Origin of the sequence: Pantoea sp. Tr-811, from assembly GCF_011752535.1 — a bacterium.
In the GTDB taxonomy this organism is placed as follows: Bacteria; Pseudomonadota; Gammaproteobacteria; order Pseudomonadales; family Pseudomonadaceae; genus Aquipseudomonas.
Genome location: NZ_VWXJ01000001.1, coordinates 489,716 through 513,609, shown reverse-complemented (window position 1 = coordinate 513,609; position 23,894 = coordinate 489,716). Strand labels below are relative to the sequence as shown.

Sequence of the window (23,894 nt, the reverse complement as noted above, 5' to 3'; positions counted from 1 at the left end):
GCTCGGTCAGCACTCCCACTCGACGCGGCTGAACAGGTAACCCTTGCCCCACACGGTCTTGATCTTGCGCGCCTCGCCGGCGCTGTCGTCGAACTTGCGGCGCAGCTTGGAAATGGCCACGTCCACCGAACGGTCGGTGCCATTGAACTCGATGCCGCGCAGCTGCTGCAGGATGCGGTCGCGGCTTAGCACCACGCCTGCGTTGCGCGCCAGTACCACCAGCAGGTTGTATTCGCCGCTGGACAGCTCCACTTCCTCGCCACGCCAGCTGACCAGGCGTTCGGCCAGGTCGATGCGCAAGCCGCCAATCAGGATCTGGTGGCTGTCCAGCCGGGGTTCATGCACGCTGCTGCGGCGCAGCAAGGTGCGCACCCGGGCCAGCAGCACACGGGGTTCGCAGGGTTTGGTCACGTAGTCGTCGGCGCCCATTTCCAGGCCCAGCACCTGGTCGTGGCTGTCGTCGCGGGCGGTCAGCATCAGGATCGGCAGGCTTTGCGAGGCCTGGCGCAGCAGGCGGCACAGTTGCAGGCCATCGATGCCGGGCAGCATCAGGTCGAGGATGACCAGGTCGGGCTTTTCCTGGGTGAAGGCCGCGAGCACATGGTCGCCCCGGGCGATGACCCGGACGTGGAATTCGTTGCGTTGCAGGTAGCTGGCGATCAGCTCGGACAGGGCGCTGTCGTCTTCGACCAGGAGAATGTTGGGCATAGGGTTTACAGGCAAATGGAAAAGGCCGGAACAGGTTCATGCAGAATATAGAACCCTACCAAGCGCCAGGCCTCTTCTTAACACTTTTTCACACACGCCCAACAGCTGTTAACAGCCAGCTAATCGCCGTCACCTTAGGATATGCCGGCTCATCATCGGAAGATCCGCATGCCTACCATCCTTTCCCCGCGCCTGCGCCCCGTGGCGCTTCTGGCGCTGTTGTCCCTGACCCTGGCCGGCTGCAACGACGCCAGCGAACAGGACGACCAACAACCCACCCCCCAGGTGCGCGTCGAAACCCTGCAACTGCAGCCGCTGGCCATCAGCACCGAGCTCAGCGGCCGGCTGCTCGCCCCGCGCACCGCCGAAGTCCGCGCACGGGTCGCCGGTGTGGTGCTCAAGCGGGTGTACCGTGAAGGCAGCGACGTCAAGCAGGGCGATGTGCTGTTCCTGATCGACCCGGCCCCGTTCAAGGCCGACCACGACAGCGCCCGCGCCACCCTGGCCAAGGCCGAGGCCACCCTGTACCAGGCGCGCCTGCAGGAGCAGCGCTACCGCCAGTTGGTCGACGACAAGGCCGTCAGCCGCCAGGAATACGACAATGCCCGCGCCGCCTTCCTCCAGGCCGACGCTGCCGTCGCCGAGGCCCGCGCGGCACTGGAGCGCGCGCGCCTGAACCTGGGCTATGCCACGGTCACCGCGCCGATTGCCGGGCGCATCGGCCGGGCACAGGTCACCGAAGGAGCACTGGTTGGGCAGAATGAAACCACGCCACTGGCGACCATCCAGCAACTCAACCCGATCCACGCCGACGTCACCCAGTCCACCCGCGAGCTCAACGCCCTGCGCCGCGCCTTGCGTGCCGGCGAGTTGCAGCAGGTGGGCGACGGCCAGGCCCGTGCCACGCTGATTCAGGACGATGGCAGTGCCTACCCGCTGCCCGGCAAGCTGCTGTTCTCCGACATCAGCGTCGACCCCAGCACCAACCAGATCACCCTGCGCAGCGAGTTCCCCAACCCCGACCTCGACCTGCTGCCCGGCAGCTACGTGCGCGTGCGCCTGGAACAGGCCGTGCAGCCCAAGGGCCTGAGCGTGCCGCAGCGGGCCATCCTGCGCGACAGTGCCGGGGTGCCGAAGGTGCTGGTGGTCGACGACCAGGCCCGTATCACCGAACGCCAAGTGGTGCTGGGCAGTGCCCAGGGCGACCGCTGGGTGGTCAGCGAAGGCCTGGCTGCCGGCGAGCGTGTGGTGGTCGAAGGCCTGCAGCATGTCAAGGCTGGCGACCAGGTTCAGGTCGACGCCGCCACCGCGCCCATCGTTCAGCACACCGGCCAGTGAGGGCCTGACCCATGCCGCAGTTCTTCATCGACCGCCCGGTGTTCGCCTGGGTGATCGCGCTGTTCATCCTGCTCGCCGGCGCCCTGGCCATCCCCCAGCTGCCGGTGGCCCAGTACCCCAACGTGGCACCGCCCCAGGTGGAAATCTACGCCGTGTACCCCGGCGCTTCGGCGGCGACCCTCGACGAGAGCGTGGTCAGCCTGATCGAGCAAGAGCTCAACGGCGCCGACAAGCTGCTGTACTTCTCGTCCCAGAGCAGCCTGGGCAGCGCCACCATCACCGCCACCTTCGAGCCCGGCACCCACCCGGACCTGGCCCAGGTCGACGTGCAGAACCGCCTCAAGGTGGTGGAGTCGCGCCTGCCGCGCCAGGTGACCCAGCAAGGTTTGCAGGTGGAAAAGGTGTCCACCGGCTTTCTGCTGCTCGGCACGCTCACCTCCACCGACGGCAACCTCGATGAAACCGCGCTGTCGGACATCCTCGCGCGCAACGTGATGAACGAAATCCGCCGCCTCAAGGGCGTGGGCAAGGCCCAGTTGTATGGCTCCGAGCGCGCCATGCGCATCTGGATCGACCCGCGCAAGCTGATCGGTTTCAACCTCACGCCCAATGACGTCAGCGACGCCATCGCCGCGCAGAACGCCCAGGTCGCCCCCGGCAGCATTGGCGACCTGCCCGCCCGCGGTTCCCAGGAAATCACCGCCAACGTGGTGGTCAAGGGCCAGCTGAGCACCCCCGAGGAATTCGCCGCCATCGTCCTGCGCGCCAACCCCGACGGCTCCAGCGTAACCGTCGGCGACGTCGCCCGGGTGGAAATCGGCGCCCAGGAATACCAGTACGGCACGCGCCTGAACGGCAAGCCGGCCACCGCCTTCAGCGTGCAGCTGGCCCCCGGCGCCAACGCCATGGAAACCGCCACCCTGGTGCGGGCGAAAATGCACGAGCTGTCGCGCTACTTCCCCGAAGGTGTCCAGTACGATATCCCCTACGACACCTCGCCGTTCGTCAAGGTGTCGATCCAGCAGGTGGTCAGTACCCTGTTCGAAGCGATGCTGCTGGTGTTCGCGGTGATGTTCCTGTTCCTGCAGAACCTGCGCTACACCTTGATTCCTACCCTGGTGGTGCCGGTGGCGCTGATGGGCACCTTCGCCGTGATGCTGGCCCTGGGCTTCTCGGTCAACGTGCTGACCCTGTTCGGCATGGTGCTGGCCATCGGCATCCTGGTCGACGATGCCATCGTGGTGGTGGAGAACGTGGAGCGGATCATGGCCGAAGACGGCCTTCCGCCCAGGGAGGCCACGCGCAAGGCCATGGGCCAGATCAGCGGCGCGATCATCGGCATCACCCTGGTGCTGGTGGCGGTGTTCCTGCCAATGGCCTTCATGAAGGGCTCGGTGGGGGTGATCTACCAGCAGTTCTCGCTGTCGATGGCGGTGTCGATCCTGTTCTCGGCGTTCCTCGCCCTGAGCCTCACCCCGGCGCTGTGCGCCACCCTGCTCAAGCCGCTGGCCAAGGGTGAGCACCATGCGCGCAAGGGCTTCTTCGGCTGGTTCAACCGCCGCTTCGAGGCCATGAGCAACGGCTACCAGCACTGGGTGCTGTCGGCACTCAAGCGCAGTGGCCGCTACCTGCTGCTGTACGGCCTGCTGCTGGCGCTGCTCGGCTATGGCTTCAGCCAGCTGCCGACGGCGTTCCTGCCCACCGAAGACCAGGGCTACACCATCACCGACATCCAGTTGCCGCCGGGCGCCAGCCGCATGCGCACCGAACAGGTGGCCGCACAGATCGAGGCGCACAACGCCCAAGAGCCCGGCGTGGGCAACACCACGATGATCCTGGGCTTCAGTTTCTCCGGCAGCGGCCAGAACGCCGCACTGGCCTTCACCACGCTCAAGGACTGGTCCGCACGCGGCAGCGATGACAGCGCCCAGTCGATCGCCGACCGCGCCACGCTGGCCTTTACCCAGCTCAAGGATGCCGTGGCCTACTCCGTGCTGCCGCCGCCAATCGATGGCCTGGGCGAGTCGACCGGCTTCGAGTTTCGCCTGCAGGACCGCGCCGGCATGGGCCATGAAGCCCTGATGGCTGCGCGTGACCAACTGTTGGCCGGTGCACGCAAAAGCAAGGTGCTGACCAACGTGCGCGAGTCGTCGCTGGCCGAAAGCCCCCAGGTGCAGCTGGAAATCGACCGCCGCCAGGCCAACGCCCTGGGCGTGTCGTTTGCCGACATCGGCTCGGTGCTGGATGTGGCGGTGGGTTCCAGCTATGTCAACGACTTCCCCAACCAGGGCCGCATGCAGCGGGTGGTGGTGCAGGCCGAAGGCGATCAGCGCGCGCAGGTGGAAGACCTGCTGAAGATCCATGTGCGCAACAGCAGCGGCAAGATGGTGCCCCTGGGCGCGTTCGTGCAGGCCAAGTGGGTCAGCGGCCCGGTACAGCTGACCCGCTACAACGGCTACCCGGCGGTGTCGATTTCCGGTGAGCCGGCTGCAGGCTACAGTTCGGGCGAGGCCATGGCCGAAATCGAGCACCTGGTGGCCCAGCTGCCGGCCGGCACGGGCCTGGAGTGGACCGGCCTGTCGCTGCAGGAGCGCTTGTCCGGCAGCCAGGCCCCCTTGCTGATGGCCCTGTCGTTGCTGGTGGTGTTCCTGTGCCTGGCAGCCTTGTACGAAAGCTGGTCGATCCCCACCGCCGTGCTGTTGGTGGTGCCGCTGGGCGTGCTGGGCGCAGTGCTGGCGGTGACCCTGCGCGGCATGCCCAACGATGTGTTCTTCAAAGTGGGCCTGATTACCCTCATCGGCCTGTCGGCGAAGAACGCCATCCTGATCATCGAGTTCGCCAAGCACCTGGTCGACCAAGGCGTGGACGCCACCGACGCCGCCGTGCAGGCCGCCCGCCTGCGCCTGCGGCCGATCGTGATGACCTCGCTGGCCTTCATTCTTGGCGTGGTGCCCCTGGCCATCGCCACCGGCGCCAGCTCGGCTAGCCAGCAGGCCATCGGCACGGGGGTGATCGGCGGCATGCTCAGCGCCACCCTGGCAGTGGTGTTCGTGCCGGTGTTCTTCGTGGTGGTGATGCGCCTGGCCGGGCGTGGCCGGGCCAAGGCTGCGCCTGCCGAAGCCTGACTGGACAAGCCAGGCATTGAATGAGAGGGTTCCGGGCATTGACTGCCCGGAGCCCTTTTTCATGCCTGCTACCCTGCCCCCTTGCTCTGTCCTGATCCTCGCCGGTGGCCGTGGCCAGCGCATGGGTGGGCGCGACAAGGGCCTGGTCGCGTGGCGCGGCGAACCCTTGGTGGCGCATGTGCAGCGCGCGGTTCGGCCGCTGAGCGACGACCTGGTGATTTCCTGCAACCGCAACCAAGGGGCGTACGCGGCCTATGCCGACCAGCTGGTGGGCGATGCCGAAGCGGACTACCCCGGGCCGCTGGCCGGGGTGATTGCTGGCTTGCAGGTGGCCAGGCATGACTGGGTGGTGTTGCTGGCGTGCGATGCGCCGTTGGTGGACCGGGCACTGGTCGACGCCTTGCGGCAGGTGGCGGTGGCGGCAGGCAGCGCTGCGATGGTGCGCCAGGGTGGGTTCTGGCAGCCGATGTTCAGTGTGCTGCCGCGCAGGGTGCTGCCGGTGCTGGAGCAGGCTTGGGCGGCGGGTGAGCGGAGTTTGCAGAAGGCCCTGTTGCGTGAGGCGGTGGGGGCGTTGGAGTGTTCCGAGGGGGATAGGCGGTTGAGCAATTTCAACAGCCCGGATTTGTTAAACGGCTGAGTGTTTTATTCGCTGTGCCGGCCTCTTCGCGGGGCAAGCCCGCTCCTACAAGGTAACGCGCGGTCGTTGTAGGAGCGGGCTTGCCCCGCGAAGAGGCCGGTACAAACAACACATCACCCCGCCGCCAGCTCCTCGATACTGATCTCACGCATCCGAAACTTCTGCACCTTGCCGGTCACCGTCATGGGAAACTCATCGACAAACCGAAAATACCGCGGCACCTTGAAATGCGCGATCCTCGCCTTGCACCAGGCCTGCAGCTCCTCGGCCGTGGCACGGTGCCCAGGGTGCAGCTTGATCCAGGCAACGATCTCCTCGCCATACTTGCTGCACGGCACACCGATCACCTGCACATCGGCCACCGCCGGGTGGCTGAAGAAGAATTCCTCCAACTCCCGTGGGTAGATGTTCTCGCCGCCGCGAATGATCATGTCCTTGCTGCGCCCGACAATCCGCACATAGCCCTGCTCATCCATCACCGCCAGGTCGCCGGTGTGCATCCAGCCCTCCCCGTCGATGCTCTCGGCGGTGGCCTTGGGGTTGTTCCAGTAACCGAGCATCACGCTGTAACCGCGCGTGCACAGCTCGCCAATCTGGCCACGTGGCACGGTGTTGCCAGCGCTGTCGACCACCTTGTTCTCCAGCCGTGGCTGGGTACGGCCAACACTGGTCACCCGGCGTTCCAGGTCATCGTCTGGGCCGGTTTGCAGCGACACCGGGCTGGTTTCGGTCATGCCGTAGGCGATCTGCACTTCGGCCATGTGCATTTCCCCCATCACCCGGCGCATGACTTCGATCGGGCACGTGGCGCCCGCCATGATGCCGGTGCGCAGGCTCGACAGGTCGAATTCGCCGCGCTGAGGGTGGTCGAGCTGGGCAATGAACATGGTCGGCACGCCGTACAACGCCGTGGCCTTTTCCTCGGCCACGGCGCGCAGGGTAGCCAGCGGGTCGAAGGCGTCGTTGGGGTAGATCAGCGTGCTGCCGTGGGTCATGCAGCCGAGGTTGGCCATGACCATGCCAAAGCAGTGGTACAGCGGCACCGGCACCACCAGGCGATCGTGCTCGGTCAGGCCCAGGCTCTCGCCGACCATGTAGCCATTGTTGAGGATATTGCCGTGGCTGAGCGTCGCGCCCTTGGGAAAGCCAGTGGTGCCGGAGGTGTACTGGATGTTGATCGGGTCGTCGCTGCGCAGCTGCGCCTGGCGTTCGGCCAGGGCCTGCGGGCTGACGGCCGCGGCGCGGGCCTGCAGGTCGTGCCAGGCCAGGAAGCCCGGGGGCGGTGTGGCTGCCAGGCTGATAACCCCACGCAGCTGGGGAAAGCGCTCGCAAGCCAGCGCGCCGGGCTGGGCGGTGGCAAGGGCCGGGATCAGGCCTTGCAGCATGGCGTGGTAATCGGAGGTTTTGAAGGCATCGGCGCAGATCACCCAGCGGCAGCCGGCCTGGCCCAGGGCATAGTCAAGCTCGCTGGCGCGGTAGGCCGGGTTGATGTTGACCAGAATCGCACCCACCTTGGCGCTGGCGAACTGGGTGATGCACCACTCGGCGCAGTTGGGCGCCCAGATGCCCAGGCGCTCGCCGGCTTGCACGCCCAGGGCCATCAGCGCGCGGGCGTGCTGGTCGACGGCTTCGGCCAGTTGCTGCCAGGTGTAGCGCAGGGCCTGGTGGCGCACCACCAGCGCCTCGCGGGTGGGGAAGCGGGCGACGGTGGTGTCGAAGGCGTCGCCGATGCATTGGGTGAGCAGGGCTTTGTCTTGATTGCCCTGGGAGTGGCTTGGCTGGGGCATGGGCGTTCTCTTGTGTTTTTTGTGTTGTCTGTGCCGGCCTCTTCGCGGGGCAAGCCCGCTCCTACAAAGGTTGCGCGTTTCCTGTGGGAGCGGGCTTGCCCGCGAAGGGCCTAGCGCTGCACTAACGGATGAACACCTGCGGCGTGGTGGTGGACATATCCCCGCCAGGCAACTTGATATTGCCAACCTTCTCCAGGGTCTGCGGGTCGAACACCGCCAAATCATTGAACGTCCCGCCCAGGTACAGCTTGTCGCCCTTGGTATCGAAGGTCACACAGTAGTAAGTGTGGTCCAGGTTCGCCGCCTTGATCAGCTTGCGTTGCTTGATGTCGTACTTGGCCAGGCGGTTGAGTACGCCGTAGATCTGGTTCGGGTCCTTGGGCGAACGCAGGCCGGTGAAATACAGCTCGGTCAGGTCGGCAAATTCCTGGGTGTGGGTCTTGCCGGTCTTCAGGTCGACGCTCAGGTAGCCATACAGCGGCTCGGCGGTGGCCGGGTCTTGTTTGCCATCCTTGAACTTGGCGATGGTGTACAGCATCGAGAATTCGTGGCGCGGGCTCTGGTGTGGCCAGAAGTACAGCACGTCCGGGGCGCTGTAGCCCTTGCGGTGCCAGTTGCGCAGCGGCAAGGCTACCGTGTACTTGCCGGTCTTGACGTCCATCTTGTAGATGTCCGGCCCCGCCACGAACAGGCTGCCGTCGTCGGCGGCGCGCATCAGGTACACCTGGCGCGGCATCGGGAAGGTGCGCACCGGCTTGGCCTCAAGGCCGTCTGCGGTACTGAACACCTCCAGGCGCGGCGGCTTGACCACATAGTGGTCGTTCAGCCGCTGGGTGGGGTTCACCGTGGCATACACTTCCTTGCCATCGGGGCTGATGGCGAACGAGTACATCGACCGGCCAATCTCGCCCGGCACGCTGGACAGGTTGGCGTGGAAGGTGGTTTTGCAGGTATCCAGGTCGATACCGTAGATATCGCCATAGTGGTTGTTGAGCACGTAGGCGGTGCGGTGGTCCGGCGCCATCATCGCGGTGCCGGGGCCGAAGCGGTCGGGCATCACGCAGCTCTTGAACAGCGTATCGCTGGCCACATCGACCACGTGCAGGTTGTTCGGGTAGTTGGTCACGATCATGTATTCGTGGCCGGCTTGCAGTTCAGGGCCGGTGTCGTCGGCCTGGGCCAACCCGGCGCAGGCCGTGGCGGCGATGGTCAGCGCAAGTTGCGCGCAGCGTCCAGCATTCATGCGGTTTCCCCTTGTCGTTCTTGTTTGCCCGGTCACTTGTCTTTCGGGAACACGGTGCCGAGGTTGCGCCAGTCGTCCTGGGAATTGGTGGCCTGGGCGTTCCAGTCCTGGTAGGTGCTCATCATGTCCGGCACCTGGGCCGGCCACCAGCAAGGGTCGGAGCAGCCATACAGGTCGGCCTCCATCGGCTGGCACAGCGAGCTGACCCCGCCAAAGGCGTCCACTTCCCAGCCCGGGTCGGTGGTGGCGGTGCAGCCGGCCACTGCACTCATGGCCATGACTTCTTCGATGCGCTCTTCGGCGGCGGCCTGTTCGAGGATGCGCGCCTTGTTGTTCAGGGGCTTCAAGTGCTTCATGTCAGTGTGCCTTGCGCGGGGTGATGTAGCGATCGATGAAGGCCGGGTTGGCGGCCATGATGCGGCTGTAGACCTCGATGCCGAAGTCCACCCAGTCGCGCATCAGTTCGCAGTAGTGGTAGGTCGGGTGCTGCGGGTCGCCGTAGCGCGCGTAGCTTTCGTGGTAGCAGCCGCCCGAGCACAGGTTGCGGATGCGGCAGCTTTCGCAGCCGGTGTTGCTGCGGTCCAGGCGCTGGGACAGGAAGTCGTTGAGCTGCGCCTGCTTCACCCCCTGGTGCACGTTGCCGAAGGTGGGCAGGCTGGAGCCGGTGAAGCGGTGGCACAGGTTCAGCTCGCCTTCGTGGTCCACTGCCAGCATCTTCAGCCCGGCGCCGCACGGCAGGGCCTTCTTGTGGCCCTCGTGGATATCGGTAATCAGCTGGTGCAGGTTGGAAAAGCCGATGTTGCGGTGCTCCAGCGCCGCCTCCAGGTAGCGCCGGCCCAGGGCCTTCATGTTGGCGAACACCTGCACCAGCTCGTCACCGGTGAGGTTGAAGTCGGCTAGGTCGCCCGAGGTGACCGGGGCAAAGCCGACTTCGGCAAAACCCAGCTCGTTGAACAGGTGGTTCCAGATGGTTTCGACATCGGTGATGCCGCGGGTCAGGGTCACCCGCGCGCCCACCGGGCGGCTGTCGTAGCGCGACAACAGCATGTCGGCCTTGCGCCGCACCACATCATAGGTGCCCTGCCCGCCCACGGTGATGCGGTTGCGGTCGTGCACGGTCTTGGGCCCGTCGATGCTCACCGACAGGCCGAAGCGGTGGGCGTTGAGCCAGTCGACGATCTCCTCGGTCAGCAAGGTGGCGTTGGTGGTCATGATGAACTCCACCTGCTTGCCGGCCTCGGCAAAACGCCGCTCGCAGTAGCCGACCATGTGCTCGATCAGCGGCCGGTTGGACAGCGGTTCGCCGCCGAAGAACACCACGCTGTAGCGCTGCTCGTCGGGCGATTCCTTGAGCAGCATCTCCACCGAGGCCTCGGCGGTGGCCGTGCTCATCTTCCTGCCGGCCGACGGTTTGTCCAGGTCTTCCTTGTAGCAGTAGGTGCAGCTGAGGTTGCAGCCGGTGTTGACGTTGAGCACCACGGTGTTCAGCGCCGTGCGCTCGACCTGCTTGAGGGCGATCTCCGGGGTCAGCGGCGAGCCGTCGCTGACCAGCTCCAGGGCGATCAGCTCGCGCAGGGTATCTTCGATGTCTTGCCCGGCAAATTGCTGGCCCAGGCGCTGCATCAGCTCTTCAGCCGAGCAGCCGTGCTGGCGCAGGGTGTCGATGATGCCGCCGGTCACCGCGTCGGCGGTAAACAGCGAACTGCTGGGGATATGGAACAGCATGCGGTCGGCATCGACCTGCACTTCATGCAGGTTGCGTTCGACCAGGTTCAGTAGCGCGCCCATGGCGACCTCCCGATAAACGATACGTTGGAAAACCGTTGCCCACTGCCGGTCAAGGCAGCGGCGGGTTGTTCCAGCGCTGGACGGTGACGATCATGTGGCCCTCGCCGCTTTGGCCGCCGTCGGCCAGGGTAGCGACCACCTTCAGGTTGCCGGCGTTGTTGGTCATCATCTTGCGCGCCGGGTTCGGGCCGGCCCCACCGGGCACGAACACGCCGTCGGCCTGCATCTGCCCGGCGAACTTGAGGTCTTCATCCTCCACCGCGCGCTCGTTGAACGGCTCGACCTTCCAGCTGGCCGGCAGGTAGCCGATGCGCAGCGGCTGGCCGCTGGCGTCCTTGCCCCAGGCCTCGGCCTCGAAGCGGCCCTGCACCTTCGGCACCGAGGCACCGTTCTCGCCGATGCGGGCGATGGAAAACGCCGGCACCACCTTCACCTGCTCGACCTTGTCGTACACCGCGAGGGTCGCGCCCTTGAGCGTACCGACCGTGACCTCGCGCTGGCCTGGCGTGGCATCGGCCGCAGCCCGTGCCTTGACCCGCACCAGGGTTGGGGTTTGCTCCAGCACCTCGGTCACCTGCACCCCGGCACCCAGTTGCGGGGTGCCGGACAGGTCGGTGCCCACCAGGGTGATCTCGCTCTCAGCGCCGGCCTTGATAAAGCCCGGTTGCACCGCCAGCAGCCGCGCGCTGCCTTGTTTGGCCGCGATGAAGTCCAGGCCGCGCTCATCGTGGTCGGCTTCGAACATGCGGCCTTTCATTTCGCCATCCAGTGCGGCGAACACCTGGCGCAGGTTGCTGTCGCCAACCTTGACGTTGCCGCGCCATTCATAACCGTTGTAGAGGATGGCCGAGCCCGTGCCGTTGAACGGCGTGCCGTCGGCATAGCTGCCTTTGACCTCGACCGTGAAGGTATCCCCTTCGGCGGCGGTAACACTCATGACCCCGCGCACATCGCCCTTGGCCAGCATGTGGCCGCTGAATGCCCACTGCCCCGGCAGGCTATCGGCCTTGGGCTTGGCTTTCTGCCACTCGGCCCAGGCTGGGCTGTCCAGTGGGAAGCGCCTGGCCAGTTCCGGCACCACTTGCTTGAGGGCGATGTCCAGCCAGTCGCGGTCGCGCGCCTGGGCCTGGTACTCCAGCGACGGCCACTGGCCGAGGTGGAAGTTGACCAGGTGTTCCCATTCCTGGGCCGGGCGGCGTTGCAGGGCGACGCGGGCACCGGAGTGGCAGCGGCCGCAGGTTTCGCTGAGCTGGGTGTCGAAATGCTCGACGGTGTTCAACCGGCGTTCCATGGCGTAGCGCACGCCATCGGTTTCGCTGGGCGCCAGGCCCTGCTGGTCGGCCAGGTACTTGACCAGGGTGCGGCGGTCGTCGTCGCTGATCGAAAGGCCATGCATGACCTGCATGCGGGCGATGCTCATCAGCCAGCCTTCCGGGGTTTTGCGCTGGTGGCTGATACGGCTGTAGGTATCGTTGCCTTCGGGGAGATGGCACCCCATGCACTTGTTTTGCAACAGGCTCGGGCCCTGCTCGGCCGCCATGGCCTGGGTGCCCAGCAGCGCGGCGGCGACCAGCGCCAGTTTGCCCGCATGCCGCCGGAGTCGAGTCGTCTTCAAGGTCAGACCTCCACGGTTGTTGTTCTTATGATTGTTTGCACGCTTGGGTACAGCCGGTGTGCAGGTGACAGTTGCGATACAGAAACTGTGCCAGGTGGGACAAAAGCGTTGTATTTCAGGCCATTAGCCGTTTCAGTGGGTTGTGATGAGCACTTGCCTGGGTAGCGGGAACGTGCCATTTCGCGACAGGGTGTTTCATCCTGAGACAGGGCCCGCAAAGCCACTGTGTCACCACCGTCTCACACCGTCTCAATGTGCAACAGCGCACCCATGCAATGGCAACCTTGCAACACAGCAAACCCCAGCCCATTCAATGCCTTGCAGCTACCGGCAACGGTTGGCACGGGCATTGCGCCAGTGCCCGCCACATCCAATGACAAGAGGCACAGCCCCATGCTTTCCGACCTGCCCATCCTGCCCGCCACCCGCGCCTTCCTCGACCGCAAGCTGAAAATGCGCATTGGCGCCGACTGGCTGGACGCCGCCAGTGGCCGCACCCTGGCGTTCCGCAACCCGGCCACCGGCGCCATCCTCGGTGAAGTGCCGGCCGCCGAGCAGGCCGATGTCGACCGCGCCGTGCAGGCTGCCCGCCAGGCCTTCGACGATTCCCCCTGGAGCCGCCTGCGCCCGCGTGAGCGGCAAAACCTGCTGTGGCGCCTGGCCGACCTGATGGAGCGCGACGCGCAGCAACTGGCAGAGCTGGAATGCCTGAACAACGGCAAGAGCGCTGCCGTGGCCCAGGTGATGGACGTGCAGCTGGCCATCGATTTCCTGCGCTACATGGCCGGCTGGGCCACCAAGATCGAAGGCAGCACGGTGGAAGCCTCGATGCCGCTGATGCCCAACGACCAGTTCCACGGCTTCGTGCGCCGCGAGGCGGTGGGTGTGGTGGGCGCCATCGTTGCCTGGAACTTCCCACTGCTGCTGGCCTGCTGGAAACTCGGCCCGGCGCTGGCCACCGGCTGCACCGTGGTGCTCAAGCCCGCCGACGAAACCCCGCTTACCGCGCTGAAACTGGCCGAACTGGTGGACGAAGCCGGCTACCCGGCTGGGGTATTCAACGTCATCACCGGCACCGGGCTCAACGCCGGCGCCGCGCTGAGCCGTCACCCGGGGGTCGACAAGCTGACCTTCACCGGCTCCACCGAGGTGGGCAAGCTGATCGGCAAGGCGGCCATGGACAACATGACCCGCGTCACCCTGGAGCTGGGCGGCAAGTCGCCCACCATCGTCATGCCCGATGCCAACCTGCAGGAAGCCGCTGCCGGCGCCGCCACCGCGATCTTCTTCAACCAAGGCCAGGTGTGCTGCGCAGGCTCGCGCCTGTACGTGCACCGCAAGCACTTCGACAACGTGGTGGCCGACATCGCCGGCATCGCCAACGGCATGAAGCTGGGCAGCGGCCTGGACCCGGCGGTGCAAATGGGCCCGCTGATCTCGGCCAAGCAGCAGGACCGGGTCACCGGCTATATCAACCTGGGCCGTGAGCTGGGCGCGACCATCGCCTGCGGCGGCGAAGGGTTCGGGCCGGGCTATTTCGTCAAGCCGACGGTGATCGTCGATGTCGACCAGCGCCACCGCCTGGTGCAGGAAGAGATTTTCGGGCCGGTGCTGGTGGCCATGCCATTCGATGACCTGGACGAGGTGATCGGCATGGCCAACGACAACCCCTACGGGCTGGGGGCAAGCATCTGGTCCAACGACCTGGCAGCGGTGCACCGGATGATTCCACGCATCAAGTCGGGCTCGGTGTGGGTCAACTGCCACAGCGCGCTGGACCCGGCGTTGCCGTTCGGGGGGTACAAGATGTCGGGGGTTGGCCGTGAAATGGGGGCGGCGGCGATCGAGCATTACACCGAGCTTAAATCGGTGTTGATCAAGCTCTGAGGTTGGCCTGGGCCGGCCCTATCGCGACCTGCGGTCGCTCCTACCAGGATGAACTCGGGCCTGGGTAGGAGCGACCGCAGGTCGCGATGGGCCGTGAAACGGCCCTGCGATCTCAACGATACCCCTGCTCACCCAACCAACGCATCACCATCCCCCGCTGCCCCTGCGTCAACCCTCGCAGGGCATGCCCTTCCCCCCGCCCCGCCTTCAACTCGCTGACCACCGGCGCCAACGCCACCCCCTGCACATGCCACACCCCCAACGGCTGATCCGCCGTCACCACCACTTCGGCCTCATCCACCCAACCATCGCGCAACACCGGCCGCCGCGCCACCTGCACCTGCGCCCAGTCCGCCGCCAGATGCAGCGGCTGCGCATCCGGCCACGCCCGACGGCGCGCCCAGAATGGCTGCCCCGCGCGCTCAAGTTCCTGCCCATAGAAATCCCGCCCGATGCGGGCAAAGCGCAGGAACAACTGCTCGATCCGCTGCTGATGGAACTGCTTGGCCAAGGCCGCATGCCCAGGCCGGCGCAGCAAGGTATTGATCACCACCGGCGCCTGCAGCGCCGATGACAGCGACTGGAAAATCCCATTCCCCGACAATGGGTCAACCGCCATTGCCGCATCCCCGACCCGCAGCCAGTCATCGCCCACGCACTCGCCCGCCAAAATCGCCGTGCTGCTGCGGGCATGCACCTGCGCCGGTTCAGCGGCGCGCCTACCGAACAGCTCGGCCACCAGCGCCGAAGCCCGTCGCCGGGCGGCGCAGTAATCAGGCAGCGCCGCCTTGCCCGGTAAGCCCTGGGCATCGAGGGTAACCTGCCAGTAGCAACGCCCATCTGCCAGCCGCGCCATCCACGCCCAGCCGTCCTCCAGGCTTTGCACCGCCGAGGCCGGTGCCCCTGGCTCGCCCTGCCACAGGTTCAACAGGCTGACCGTTTCCGGCCCGCGCAAACGGTCGCCGGCCAGCGGCGCCTGGCGGCCACGGGCTTCGACCAGAAATTCGCCGTGCAACCGCTGCCCGTCCTCAAGCCGCACTTCGTAACCCGGCAGCACCTCACGCACCCGCCCTTGCAGCACGCTCACGCCTGCGCGCAGCAGGTCGTCGCGAAGGGCCAGGTCGAAACGCTGGCGGTCCAGCAAACACTCCTGGTTCAACTGCATGTGCTGGCCGTTCCAGCGCACCTGACGGGTGGCGGGCACCGCCGCTTCGGCCAGGGCACCCGCCAGCCCAGCATGGCGCAGCCCCTCCAGCACCCGCTGGGAAATACCTTCCACGGCAGCGAAACGCCGCCAGTCAGACACCACCGTCACCGGGTAGCCCAAGCGCCGCAGGCCAATGGCCGTGGCGGCGCCGGCGGGGCCTGCGCCCAGCACCAGAATGCGCGGTTCAGCCATCGTGCATGCTCCGCCGCTCCGGGCCGCTGAAGGCGGCGTGGGCCTTGAGCCAGGCACACACCTGCTGGCGGTCGAGCCCCGGCTGCGCCTGCATCAGTGCGGCGATTCGCCCGGCCACCGCCGCGCAGCCCAAGCTTGCACCCGCCTGCCCACGCGCGCCCACATAGCCACCGAAATCGGCCTGGGCACTGCCCAACCAAGACCACTGCCCCGGTGCGCAGCGCGCATCGCCGGTGATTCGGATCACACCCGGGTAGCGCGCGGGGTACACCGCAGTGCCTTGGGCCGGGCTTGAGGCGCAGAGCACGACACCGGCGGCCTGCACTTCGGCACAGGCCTGGCGCAACACAGGCCGGTCTTGCTGCAGGCCCAGGCTGAGGTTGACCAAGGCCACGCCCTGCTCCGCCAGCCAGAACAACCCCGCCGCCACCTGCAGGGCGCTGGTGCTGGACTGGTCGCTGAACACTTGGGCCAGCAACAGCGGCACCCCGGCCGCTTCCCGTTGCAGGCTGGCCACCACCGCGCTGCCGTGGCCCAGCGGGTCCGGCTGCAGTTGGCCTTCGCAAAGCCTGCCGTCCTGCAGCCAGAACCGCCGCCCGGCCACCAGTGCCTGCCCAGCCGGGCAGCCACTGTCGATCACCCCCACCCGCACCTCACCCGTCATGCTTGGCGGCCTCCAGGGGCAGCGCCCGCAGTTGCCCGCCTTGCAGGTGCAAGTGCAGGTCGGCATCGGCCAGGGTCGAGGCGCGATGGCTGATAAGGATGCGCGTGCGCCCGGCAAACAGCACGTCGATGGCGGCGATCACTTCACGCTCGGTGGCTTCGTCCACCGCCGATGTCGCTTCGTCCAGCACCAGAATGGCCGGTGCCTGGAGCACCGCCCGGGCGATGGCGATACGTTGCCGCTGGCCACCGGAAAGCTGCTGGCCACGCTCGCCGAGCACACCGTCCAGGCCCAGCGGCAGGCTCTGCACCAGGCTGTCCAGCTGCGCCAGGCGCACCACTTGTTCCAGGTCGGCGCGGCTGGCATGGGGCGCACCGTAGGCCAGGTTCTGCGCCAGGGTGCCGCGAAACAGCACGATGTCCTGGCTGACCACGGCAATGCGCTGGCGCAAGGCCGCCAGGCCCAGGTCGCGCAGGTCGGCGCCGTCCAGCAGGATGCGCCCGGCGTCGGGGTCGTAGAAGCGTTGCAGCAGGTCGATCAGGGTCGACTTGCCCACCCCGGATGCCCCACTGATGGCCACCTTGAGCCCACCGGCGATACAGGCATCCACCCCCGCCAGCACCGCGCCCTGGCGCCCGTCGTGGGCAAAATGCACGCCCTGCAGGCGCAGCTCGCCTGGCCCCTGGGGCATCGGCCTTGGCGCCTGCGCTTCACGCACTGCCACCGGCTCCTGCTTGAGTTCCATCACCCGGCCCAGGCTCACTGCCATGCGCTGCACCGCCACGTACAGCCCGAGCAGGCTCTGTACCGGGCCGACGGCCATGCCCATGTAGGTGGAAAAGGCGATCAGCGCGCCGAGTTGCCAGGTGCCCTGGATCACCCACCAACCGCCGACCAGAAACGCGCAGGCGCGGCACCAGGATGTCAGCGTGCCGGGAATGGCCTGGGTGAAGAATTCGGTGACCTGCACCTTGAGCAACTGGCGCATGTAGCCCTGGCCGAGCTGGTCCAGGCGCCCGGCCTCGCGGCCCTGCTGGCCAGCGGCCTGGATGAACTTCATTGCCGGCAGCGTCTCGACCAGGAACGACGACACATCCGCCGAGCGCTCGCGCAGGCTGCGCACCTCGCGCTCCACCTTGCGCCGCATCCAGCGCAGCCACAGCACTTCCACCGGCACCAGCAACGCCAGCAGCAGTGACAGTTGCCACGACAGCATCAGCATCAAGGCCACCGCCCCCACCAGGCCGATCACCGCCGACACGGCCGAGAACAGCGAATCCACGGCAAAGCGCTGGATCTCGGCCACATCGCCGTCCAGCCGCGAAAGGATGTCCCCCGTGCGCCGGCGCCCGTAGAAGGTCGGCGAGAGCTGCTGCAAGTGCCGGTACAGGTCGTCGCGCAGGGCGAACAGAATGCACCCGGACAGGCGCGTGTGCAGGTAGCGGTTGACTCCGGCCAGCACGGTGCCGAGCAGGCCGGCGCCGATCATGATCGCGGCCATGTGCCAGAGGGTCCGGTAGTTCTTGGCCAGCAAGCCCTCGTCGATCAGTGTCTTGACCAGCCAGGGTTGTGCCAGGGCCAGCAGCGAGGCGCCCAGGGACAGGCCCAGCAGCACGCCGATGGCGCGCCGCTGGGGGCGCACGAAACCATACAGCCAGGCCAGAGCCTGGCGCATGAGCACGGGGTTGCCGGACTCCACCAGCCGGGCGAACAGGCCGCCCATGTTAGTTGCGCAACTGCTTGAGCTTGCGGTACAGCGTCGCCCGGCTGATGCACAGCGCCTGTGCAGCCGCCGACACATTGCCCTGGTGCCGCGCCAGCGCGCCGCGCATCAGCTCCAGTTCGTTGTCCCGCAGGCTGCCGGAAGGCGCGCCGCCACTGGCCAGTTCATCGAGCAGGCAATCGGTCAGGTGGTCCAGGCCCAGTACCGGCTCGCCGTCCTCGCGCATGGCCAGGGCCGTGCGCAGCACCATGTCCAGCTGACGGATATTGCCCGGCCAATCGAAGCCTTCGAGCAAACCGGCCAGCGCCGGGTCGAGGCGCACGCCCTTGGCCCCGGCCTTGTCCAGCAGGCCTTCGATGATGCTTGCCAGGTCGTCGCGCTCGCGCAGCGCAGGCAGGCGCAGCGACACGCCGTTGACCCGGTAGTAGAGGTCTTCGCGAAAGCGCTGTTCCTGCACCAGGCGCTTGAGGTCGCGGTGGGTGGCGCAGATCAGCGCCACGTCGATGTCCTGCTCCTCACCAGCGCCCAGCGGTGCCACCCGGCGCTCCTGCAGCACGCGCAACAGGCGCGCTTGCAAGGCCAGCGGCATGTCGCCAATTTCATCGAGAAACAGCGTGCCGCCGTGGGCCTGCATCAGCCGCCCAACCATGCCGCCGCGGCGCGAGCCCGTGAAGGCACCTTCGCGGTAACCGAACAGCTCCGACTCGATCAGCCCTTCGGGGATGGCCGCGCAGTTGACCGCGACAAAGGGCTTGTCGGCCCGTGGGCTGGCCTGGTGCAAGGCGCGGGCAGCCACCTCCTTGCCAGTGCCGGTTTCGCCCAGCAGCAACACCGGCAAGCCGTTGCCCAGGCCCTGGCGGGCCATGCGCAGGTTGCGCGCCAGGCGCGTATCGCCACCGGCCATAGCGTCCAGTTCCGGCGCCGCCTTGGCCTGGGCGGGCTTGGCCGGCGCCGGCTGGGCGCTGACCGGGCTGTGCCGTGGCAGCTGCAGGGCGCGGAAGAAGAACTCGCCCTTGGCGGTTTGCACGCTGCTTACCCCGCCCTGCCACAGGCGCGCGATAAAGGCGGGCGAGCGTTCGCCAAGCAGGTCGCTGCTGCGCCGGCCAATCAGGCCCTGGCGCGGCACCTGCAGCAGCTGGCAGGCATTGTCGTTGGCGGCCAGCACTTCACCGTCCAGGCTCAGCGCCAGCAGGCCATGCCAGGCACTGTTGAGGTATTGCGGGCGGCTGTGGAAGGCCAGCACCAGCTGGGCCGGGTGGCACAGGCCGAACAGCCGGCTTTCGATGTTGCCGGCGGCCAGCATCAAGGTCGACAGGCTGTCCTGGGGCTGGGCCATGACGCCTTCGCGGGTGATGTCGAGCACGCCGATCACCTCGCCGCAGGGGTCGCGCAGCGGTACCGAGGTGCAGGAAAAGGGGCTGAGCCGGTCGAGGTAGTGCTCGCCGCAGTTGATCAGCGTGGGGCGGCCTTCGACCACGGCGGTGCCGATGGCGTTGGTGCCGCGCAGCGATTCGCTCCAGCAGCTGCCTGGGTGCAGGTCGCGCAGGCCTTCGCGGCGCAGCACGTGGGTTTGGCCTTCGATGGCCAGCACGTTGGCCTGGGCGTCGCCGAGGATGACGATGCCGGCCTTGCCCTGGCGCGAAACCAGGTAGTCCAGTTCGGGGGTGACGGCGTCCAGCAACAGGCGGTTGCGTTCGAGCAAGGTACGCAGGTCGTGGCCCTGCTCCAGGCCCAGGCCAACCTGTTCGCCCTGCAGGCAGTCCAGGCCGTGGCCCAGGCTGCGGCGCCAGGAGGCGTCGATTTCATCGCGCAGCATGCCCAGCGGCAGCTCGCCATCGCTGGCCAGGCGCAAGCGGGCCTGGCGGGATTCGTGCAGCGGGTCTTGGGCGGTTGTTATGGGTAATTGTCGCGCCATGGGTCGCTCCAGCAGTGGCCCGGTCATGCGGGGGCCTTGTGCCTTGTTTTTTTGCAGTGTGCGGGAGAAAAGTTTGGGCGTCGAGGTGTTCGGCTTGGGGGGGGCGCCTGGGCGATCGAGCGCCGCCCGCGCGGCGCTTCGCGAGCTGCGCTCGCTCCTACGTTTGTTTCGGGCCAATTATTCCTGGTGATGCTGGCCCAGACGTAGGAGCGACCGTAGGTCGCGATGCGCCGCATGGGCGGCGCTCGATCGCCCAGGCGCCACATGTCTAACGACCTACCCCATCACCCCCAAACCTGGGGAACCGCGCCCAACCCCCAATCCCGAAAAACCCTCGGCCCAAACACTAAACCCCTTGCCCCACAAGCCCTCCAGCCACAACCCGAGCACTTGGCACGGCTGTTGCCGATCTCCTCCCAGACGCCCCAAGCCATGGGCCCGTTTGCAGGAGGAATCGACTCATGCACCGACCGAAACCCAACCCGCTGGCGCTGGCGATGCTCGCCGGTTTGCTCCAGCTCCCAGCCCACGCTGCGCTGTACGCGGTCGACACCGGCCCCTACACCAGCAACAACGGCAAATTCCCGGCCTGGTACCAGGACAGCCATGGCCGCACCCTCGACCTGTGCCTGAGCAAGGCGGTCAGCTCGCGGGTGCCCGGCGTGCCTGGCACACCGTCCTACATGTGCACGCTGCTGCCCACCCCCGGCGTGTTCGACGACACCCAGCCGGTCACCTTCCCCGGCAACTTCCCCGATGAGGCCTTCTGGTTCACCGCCGATGCCGCCATCGCCGACGCCACACGCGGCATCAACCTGAGCTACGGCAGCGCCATCGAAGCCGCCTTCAGCGCCGATGAACCGGTGGATGGCGACCAAGTCAGCTTCGCCCGGGTGCGCATTCGTGTCGACGTACCGGCCGCCGGCACCTACGTCATCACCCACCCCTACGGCGTGGAAGTGTTCGATGTGCCCGCCGCCGGGCGCCGGGCCATCAACATGACCCGCGACATCGGCATCGCCGGTGCCGGTGATTTCAGCGGTGCCCTCAAGGGCGATGTCGGGCCGTTCCTGCGCAGCGTCAACGGCCCCTACACCGAGGGCAGCGAACGCTTCATCGGCGACCCCAACCTGGACGAGCGCGTCACCGGCAGCCCGTTCAACACCAACTTCGTGCGCATCGAAGGCCCCAACGGCATCGACCTGCGCACCGAGGTGTTCTCGGTTTCCGGCAAGCTTTCCGACGTGGTCCGGCCTACCCCGCTGGTGCCGCTGCGCAGCACCTATTCACGGCATACCGAAAACGGCGACCTGCGCGCCCAGCAGGATGTGTTCGTGCTCGCCCCGCCACGCCCGGCCACCGTTACCCTGACCAGCCAAACGCCCAACCTGCCCCTCACCGAAGCCAATGGCACCGGCACCTGGTACACCCAGTCGGCGCTCAACCCGGCGCTGCCCACCAGCCTGCTGCTCAGCGCCGACAACAGCGTGGCCATCCCCAGCAGCAGCGTCACCACCGCCAGCCTGCCTCTGGTCGACCTGGTGACCATCACCAAGGCCGAGTACAGCCTGGCCAACGGCACCCTCACCCTGGTGGCCAGCAGCAGTGACGAAACCAGCCCGCCCACGCTGACTGCCCGCACCGGCAACGGCGCGGTGATCGGCAACCTCAGCGGCAACGGCGCACTGAAAACCCTGAGCACCACCCTCTCGCCCATTCCGCCGGCCACGGTGCAAGTCACCAGCGCCAATGGCGGCAGCGACAGCGAAGACGTGGTGCTGGTGCCATGAACAGACAAAGGCTCAGCCTTCAAGGAGGCAGCATGAACACTTGGCCGCGCCGTGCGCTGTTCGCCGCCGGTTTCTCCCTCACCCTGAGCAGTGCGGCCTGGGCCGCCCTGTCGGATGTCGACCCAGGCCCCTACACCTTCGCCACCGGGGGGTTCCCCATGTGGTACAAGGACAGCGACGGCCTGTCGCTGGAGCTGTGCGGCTCCCACGCCGTCAGCTCGCGGGTGGCCGGTGCACCGGGTGCCCCTGCCTACATGTGCACACTGCTGCCGGAGCCGGGCATCTTCGATGACACCCTGCCGCTGGTGTTCCCCGACAACTGGCCACCGGAGATGTTCTGGTTCCTGGCCGAAGCCACCATTCCCGCCGTGGGCAACAGTGGCTACGAGCTGGATGCCTACGTCGCCGGGCTGGAAGCGGCCTTTGCCTCGGAAAACCCGGTGGACGGCGACCAGCAGAGCTTCGCCCGCATCCGTATCCGCGTATCGGTGCCGCGCCCCGGCACCTACACCATCACCCACCCCTATGGCGTGGAGACGGTCAACGTCACCACCCCCGGGCGGCGGGCGATCAACATCACCCGCGACATCGGCATCGGCGCTCCGGGCAACTTCACCGGCGCTCTCAACGGTGCCCTCGGGCCGTTCCTGCGCGGGGTCGGCGCACCCTATGTGGAGGTCAACCCCGACACCGGCGCCAGCGAAACCTTCGTCGGCGACCCGAACCGCACCGAAGCGGTGGTGGGCAGCCCATTCAATACCAACTTCATCCGTATCGACGGCCCGCCCGGGCGCATCGAAACCAACCTGTTCACCGTCTCTGGCAAAGTGCTCGACCAACGCGCGCAAACCCCGGTTACCCTGGAGCGGGCCACCTATTCACGCAACGGCAGCGGTACCCGCGTAGAGGTATTCGCCAAGGCGCCGAACACTGCCACGCTGTGCCTGCGCAACGGCCTGGCGCTGGTCGGCTCGCCGCCTTCGCCCTGCCAGTTCAGCCTGCTAGCCGACAACAACGGGTTGTTCTTCAGCCAGCAGCTGAGCCAGGCCGCGCCGCCCCCCGTGGTGGTGGTCACCGCCAGCAGCAGCGCCGCCAACACCCGGCCCACCGCCCTGTCGAGCAAGCTGTCCGACGTGGTCAAGGTCAGCACCGCGCGCTATGAATGGGCAACCAAACGCCTGACCATCGAGGCCCGCTCCAGCGACGAGGTGGTGATTCCCGACCTGCTCGCCCAGGGCTACGGCCGCCTGTCCAAGGCCGGCACCCTGCAAAGCCTGGTAATCAACGACCTGACCCAGCCACCGGCCAGCATCACGGTCAAGTCCGCCCACGGCGGCAGCGATGTGGAACCGGTGGTGGTGGTCGGCAGCGCGCCGGTCGAGGCCGCCAACCAGCCACCCGTGGCCCAGGCCGATGTCGGCAGCACCAGCGTCGGCGTGCCGCTGACCCTGAACCTGCTGCAAAACGACAGCGACCCGGACGGCAACCTACCGCTGACCATCACCGACCTCACCCAGCCGGGTACAGGCCTTGGCGGCGTGGTGCTCAACGGCACCACCGCGGTCACCTACACCCCACCGGCCGGGGCCACCCAGCCGCTGGTGGCCACCTTCACCTACCGGGCGATTGACGCCAAGGGCCTGAAGTCGGCCCCGGCCAACGTCACCATCAATGTCGCACCCAACCGACCACCGACCGCCAACCCCGAAACCGTGACCACCCTGGGCGTGCCATTGACCATCAACGTGCTGGCCAACGACACCGACCCAGAAGGCAACGTGCCGCTGGCCGTGGCGGCCATCACCCAACCGGCGGCCGGGCGCGGCACGGTGAGCACCGACGGCAGTACCGTCACCTACACCCCGCCCACCAGCGTGACCACGGCGTTCACCACCACCTTCACCTACCAGGCGCGCGACTCGCTCGGCGCGGTGTCGACCCCCGCCACGGTCACGGTCAACGTCCAGCCACGCCCGGCAGCCGAAACCTTCGCGGTCACCGCCGCCACGGTACGGGCCCGTTCCAACAACCGTTACAACTGGGACATCAGCGGCACCTCGTCGGTGACCACCGGCAACACCATCACCGTGCAAGTCACCACCACCACGGGCGTGCAGACCCTCGGCACCACCACGGTACCGGTGACCGGCCGCTGGCGGCTGACGGTCAGCAACAGCACCACGGTGATACCGACGGCCAGCCCGACGGCCACGGTGACCAGCAGCCAAGGCAGCACCCGCACCGTCAACGTAACCGTGCAGTAGGCCCGGGAGAA

General features: G+C 67.1%; 16 protein-coding genes. 6 read left to right on the top strand and 10 right to left on the bottom strand.

What is annotated here, in order from left to right; all coding sequences use genetic code 11:
* Positions 1-6: 6 nt before the first annotated feature.
* Positions 7-708 carry a response regulator transcription factor gene (locus F3J44_RS02270; protein ID WP_167060883.1) on the bottom strand — a complete coding sequence of 234 codons (702 nt, stop codon included), beginning with the start codon at positions 706-708 and terminating at the stop codon, positions 7-9.
* Between the two features lie 168 nt (positions 709-876).
* Here F3J44_RS02270 and F3J44_RS02265 point away from each other — a divergent pair, with 168 nt between their 5' ends.
* The 3 genes from F3J44_RS02265 (at position 877) to mobA (ending at position 5,808) form a co-directional block, all read left to right on the top strand.
* The gene (locus tag F3J44_RS02265; protein WP_167060880.1) at positions 877-2,046 is read left to right on the top strand and encodes an efflux RND transporter periplasmic adaptor subunit; all 1,170 of its coding nucleotides are present in this window, start codon (positions 877-879) and stop codon (positions 2,044-2,046) included.
* An 11-nt stretch (positions 2,047-2,057) separates the two neighbouring features.
* A complete protein-coding gene (locus F3J44_RS02260) occupies positions 2,058-5,171 on the top strand; it encodes an efflux RND transporter permease subunit (protein WP_167270404.1) in 3,114 nt (1,037 codons plus the stop codon).
* 61 nt (positions 5,172-5,232) lie between these two features.
* On the top strand, positions 5,233-5,808 hold the full coding sequence (mobA, locus tag F3J44_RS02255) for a molybdenum cofactor guanylyltransferase MobA (RefSeq protein WP_167270402.1): 576 nt from the start codon (positions 5,233-5,235) through the stop codon (positions 5,806-5,808).
* A 113-nt stretch (positions 5,809-5,921) separates the two neighbouring features.
* On the opposite strand, the gene F3J44_RS02250 is transcribed toward mobA, so the two are convergent.
* The 5 genes from F3J44_RS02250 to peaA all read right to left on the bottom strand — a co-directional run bounded on the left by F3J44_RS02250 (position 5,922) and on the right by peaA (position 12,241).
* Positions 5,922-7,595 (bottom strand): fatty acid CoA ligase family protein, encoded by a 1,674-nt coding sequence (locus tag F3J44_RS02250; RefSeq protein ID WP_167270400.1) that lies wholly within the window; start codon positions 7,593-7,595, stop codon positions 5,922-5,924.
* A 121-nt stretch (positions 7,596-7,716) separates the two neighbouring features.
* Positions 7,717-8,838: a quinohemoprotein amine dehydrogenase subunit beta gene (gene peaD, locus F3J44_RS02245; protein WP_167270398.1), complete on the bottom strand. Its 1,122-nt coding sequence runs from the start codon at positions 8,836-8,838 to the stop codon at positions 7,717-7,719.
* A 32-nt stretch (positions 8,839-8,870) separates the two neighbouring features.
* Positions 8,871-9,194, bottom strand: coding sequence for a quinohemoprotein amine dehydrogenase subunit gamma (gene qhpC / locus F3J44_RS02240; RefSeq protein WP_167060866.1), 324 nt, complete (start codon positions 9,192-9,194; stop codon positions 8,871-8,873).
* A gap of 1 nt (position 9,195) precedes the next feature.
* Positions 9,196-10,626 carry a quinohemoprotein amine dehydrogenase maturation protein gene (peaB, locus tag F3J44_RS02235; RefSeq protein WP_167270396.1) on the bottom strand — a complete coding sequence of 477 codons (1,431 nt, stop codon included), beginning with the start codon at positions 10,624-10,626 and terminating at the stop codon, positions 9,196-9,198.
* A gap of 49 nt (positions 10,627-10,675) precedes the next feature.
* Entirely contained in the window at positions 10,676-12,241 is a 1,566-nt protein-coding gene (gene peaA, locus F3J44_RS02230; RefSeq protein ID WP_167270394.1) for a quinohemoprotein amine dehydrogenase subunit alpha, read from the bottom strand.
* A 393-nt stretch (positions 12,242-12,634) separates the two neighbouring features.
* On the opposite strand from peaA, the gene F3J44_RS02225 reads away from it, so the two are divergent.
* A complete protein-coding gene (locus F3J44_RS02225) occupies positions 12,635-14,128 on the top strand; it encodes an aldehyde dehydrogenase (RefSeq protein ID WP_167270392.1) in 1,494 nt (497 codons plus the stop codon).
* A gap of 112 nt (positions 14,129-14,240) precedes the next feature.
* Here F3J44_RS02225 and F3J44_RS02220 read toward each other — a convergent pair whose 3' ends face one another.
* Genes F3J44_RS02220 through F3J44_RS02205 form a run of 4 tightly spaced genes read right to left on the bottom strand, consistent with a single transcriptional unit; the run spans position 14,241 to position 19,829 of the window.
* Positions 14,241-15,527 carry an NAD(P)/FAD-dependent oxidoreductase gene (locus tag F3J44_RS02220; RefSeq protein ID WP_167270390.1) on the bottom strand — a complete coding sequence of 429 codons (1,287 nt, stop codon included), beginning with the start codon at positions 15,525-15,527 and terminating at the stop codon, positions 14,241-14,243.
* Complete coding sequence (locus F3J44_RS02215; protein ID WP_167270388.1) at positions 15,520-16,191, bottom strand: S8 family serine peptidase; 672 nt, start codon at positions 16,189-16,191, stop codon at positions 15,520-15,522. The genes F3J44_RS02220 and F3J44_RS02215 overlap by 8 nt, the downstream gene beginning before the upstream one ends.
* Positions 16,181-17,914, bottom strand: coding sequence for an ABC transporter ATP-binding protein (locus tag F3J44_RS02210; protein ID WP_167270386.1), 1,734 nt, complete (start codon positions 17,912-17,914; stop codon positions 16,181-16,183). The genes F3J44_RS02215 and F3J44_RS02210 overlap by 11 nt, the downstream gene beginning before the upstream one ends.
* A gap of 1 nt (position 17,915) precedes the next feature.
* Positions 17,916-19,829: a sigma-54-dependent Fis family transcriptional regulator gene (locus tag F3J44_RS02205; RefSeq protein ID WP_167270384.1), complete on the bottom strand. Its 1,914-nt coding sequence runs from the start codon at positions 19,827-19,829 to the stop codon at positions 17,916-17,918.
* Between the two features lie 461 nt (positions 19,830-20,290).
* Here F3J44_RS02205 and F3J44_RS02200 point away from each other — a divergent pair, with 461 nt between their 5' ends.
* Together F3J44_RS02200 and F3J44_RS02195 are read left to right on the top strand one after the other, a co-directional pair.
* Positions 20,291-21,619 (top strand): hypothetical protein, encoded by a 1,329-nt coding sequence (locus F3J44_RS02200; RefSeq protein WP_167270382.1) that lies wholly within the window; start codon positions 20,291-20,293, stop codon positions 21,617-21,619.
* A 32-nt stretch (positions 21,620-21,651) separates the two neighbouring features.
* Positions 21,652-23,883, top strand: coding sequence for an Ig-like domain-containing protein (locus F3J44_RS02195; RefSeq protein ID WP_167270380.1), 2,232 nt, complete (start codon positions 21,652-21,654; stop codon positions 23,881-23,883).
* The last annotated feature ends 11 nt before the right edge of the window (positions 23,884-23,894 follow it).

Coding starts and splice junctions, on each gene's coding strand:
- F3J44_RS02260 (WP_167270404.1), top strand. CDS start 2,058: ATGCCGCAGTTCTTCATCGACCGCCCGGTGTTCGCCTGGGTGATCGCG.
- F3J44_RS02200 (WP_167270382.1), top strand. CDS start 20,291: ATGCACCGACCGAAACCCAACCCGCTGGCGCTGGCGATGCTCGCCGGT.
- F3J44_RS02220 (WP_167270390.1), bottom strand. CDS start 15,527: ATGGCTGAACCGCGCATTCTGGTGCTGGGCGCAGGCCCCGCCGGCGCC.
- F3J44_RS02250 (WP_167270400.1), bottom strand. CDS start 7,595: ATGCCCCAGCCAAGCCACTCCCAGGGCAATCAAGACAAAGCCCTGCTC.
- qhpC (WP_167060866.1), bottom strand. CDS start 9,194: ATGAAGCACTTGAAGCCCCTGAACAACAAGGCGCGCATCCTCGAACAG.
- F3J44_RS02205 (WP_167270384.1), bottom strand. CDS start 19,829: ATGGCGCGACAATTACCCATAACAACCGCCCAAGACCCGCTGCACGAA.
- F3J44_RS02195 (WP_167270380.1), top strand. CDS start 21,652: ATGAACACTTGGCCGCGCCGTGCGCTGTTCGCCGCCGGTTTCTCCCTC.
- F3J44_RS02265 (WP_167060880.1), top strand. CDS start 877: ATGCCTACCATCCTTTCCCCGCGCCTGCGCCCCGTGGCGCTTCTGGCG.
- F3J44_RS02270 (WP_167060883.1), bottom strand. CDS start 708: ATGCCCAACATTCTCCTGGTCGAAGACGACAGCGCCCTGTCCGAGCTG.
- peaD (WP_167270398.1), bottom strand. CDS start 8,838: ATGAATGCTGGACGCTGCGCGCAACTTGCGCTGACCATCGCCGCCACG.
- F3J44_RS02210 (WP_167270386.1), bottom strand. CDS start 17,914: ATGGGCGGCCTGTTCGCCCGGCTGGTGGAGTCCGGCAACCCCGTGCTC.
- mobA (WP_167270402.1), top strand. CDS start 5,233: ATGCCTGCTACCCTGCCCCCTTGCTCTGTCCTGATCCTCGCCGGTGGC.
- F3J44_RS02225 (WP_167270392.1), top strand. CDS start 12,635: ATGCTTTCCGACCTGCCCATCCTGCCCGCCACCCGCGCCTTCCTCGAC.
- peaB (WP_167270396.1), bottom strand. CDS start 10,626: ATGGGCGCGCTACTGAACCTGGTCGAACGCAACCTGCATGAAGTGCAG.
- F3J44_RS02215 (WP_167270388.1), bottom strand. CDS start 16,191: ATGACGGGTGAGGTGCGGGTGGGGGTGATCGACAGTGGCTGCCCGGCT.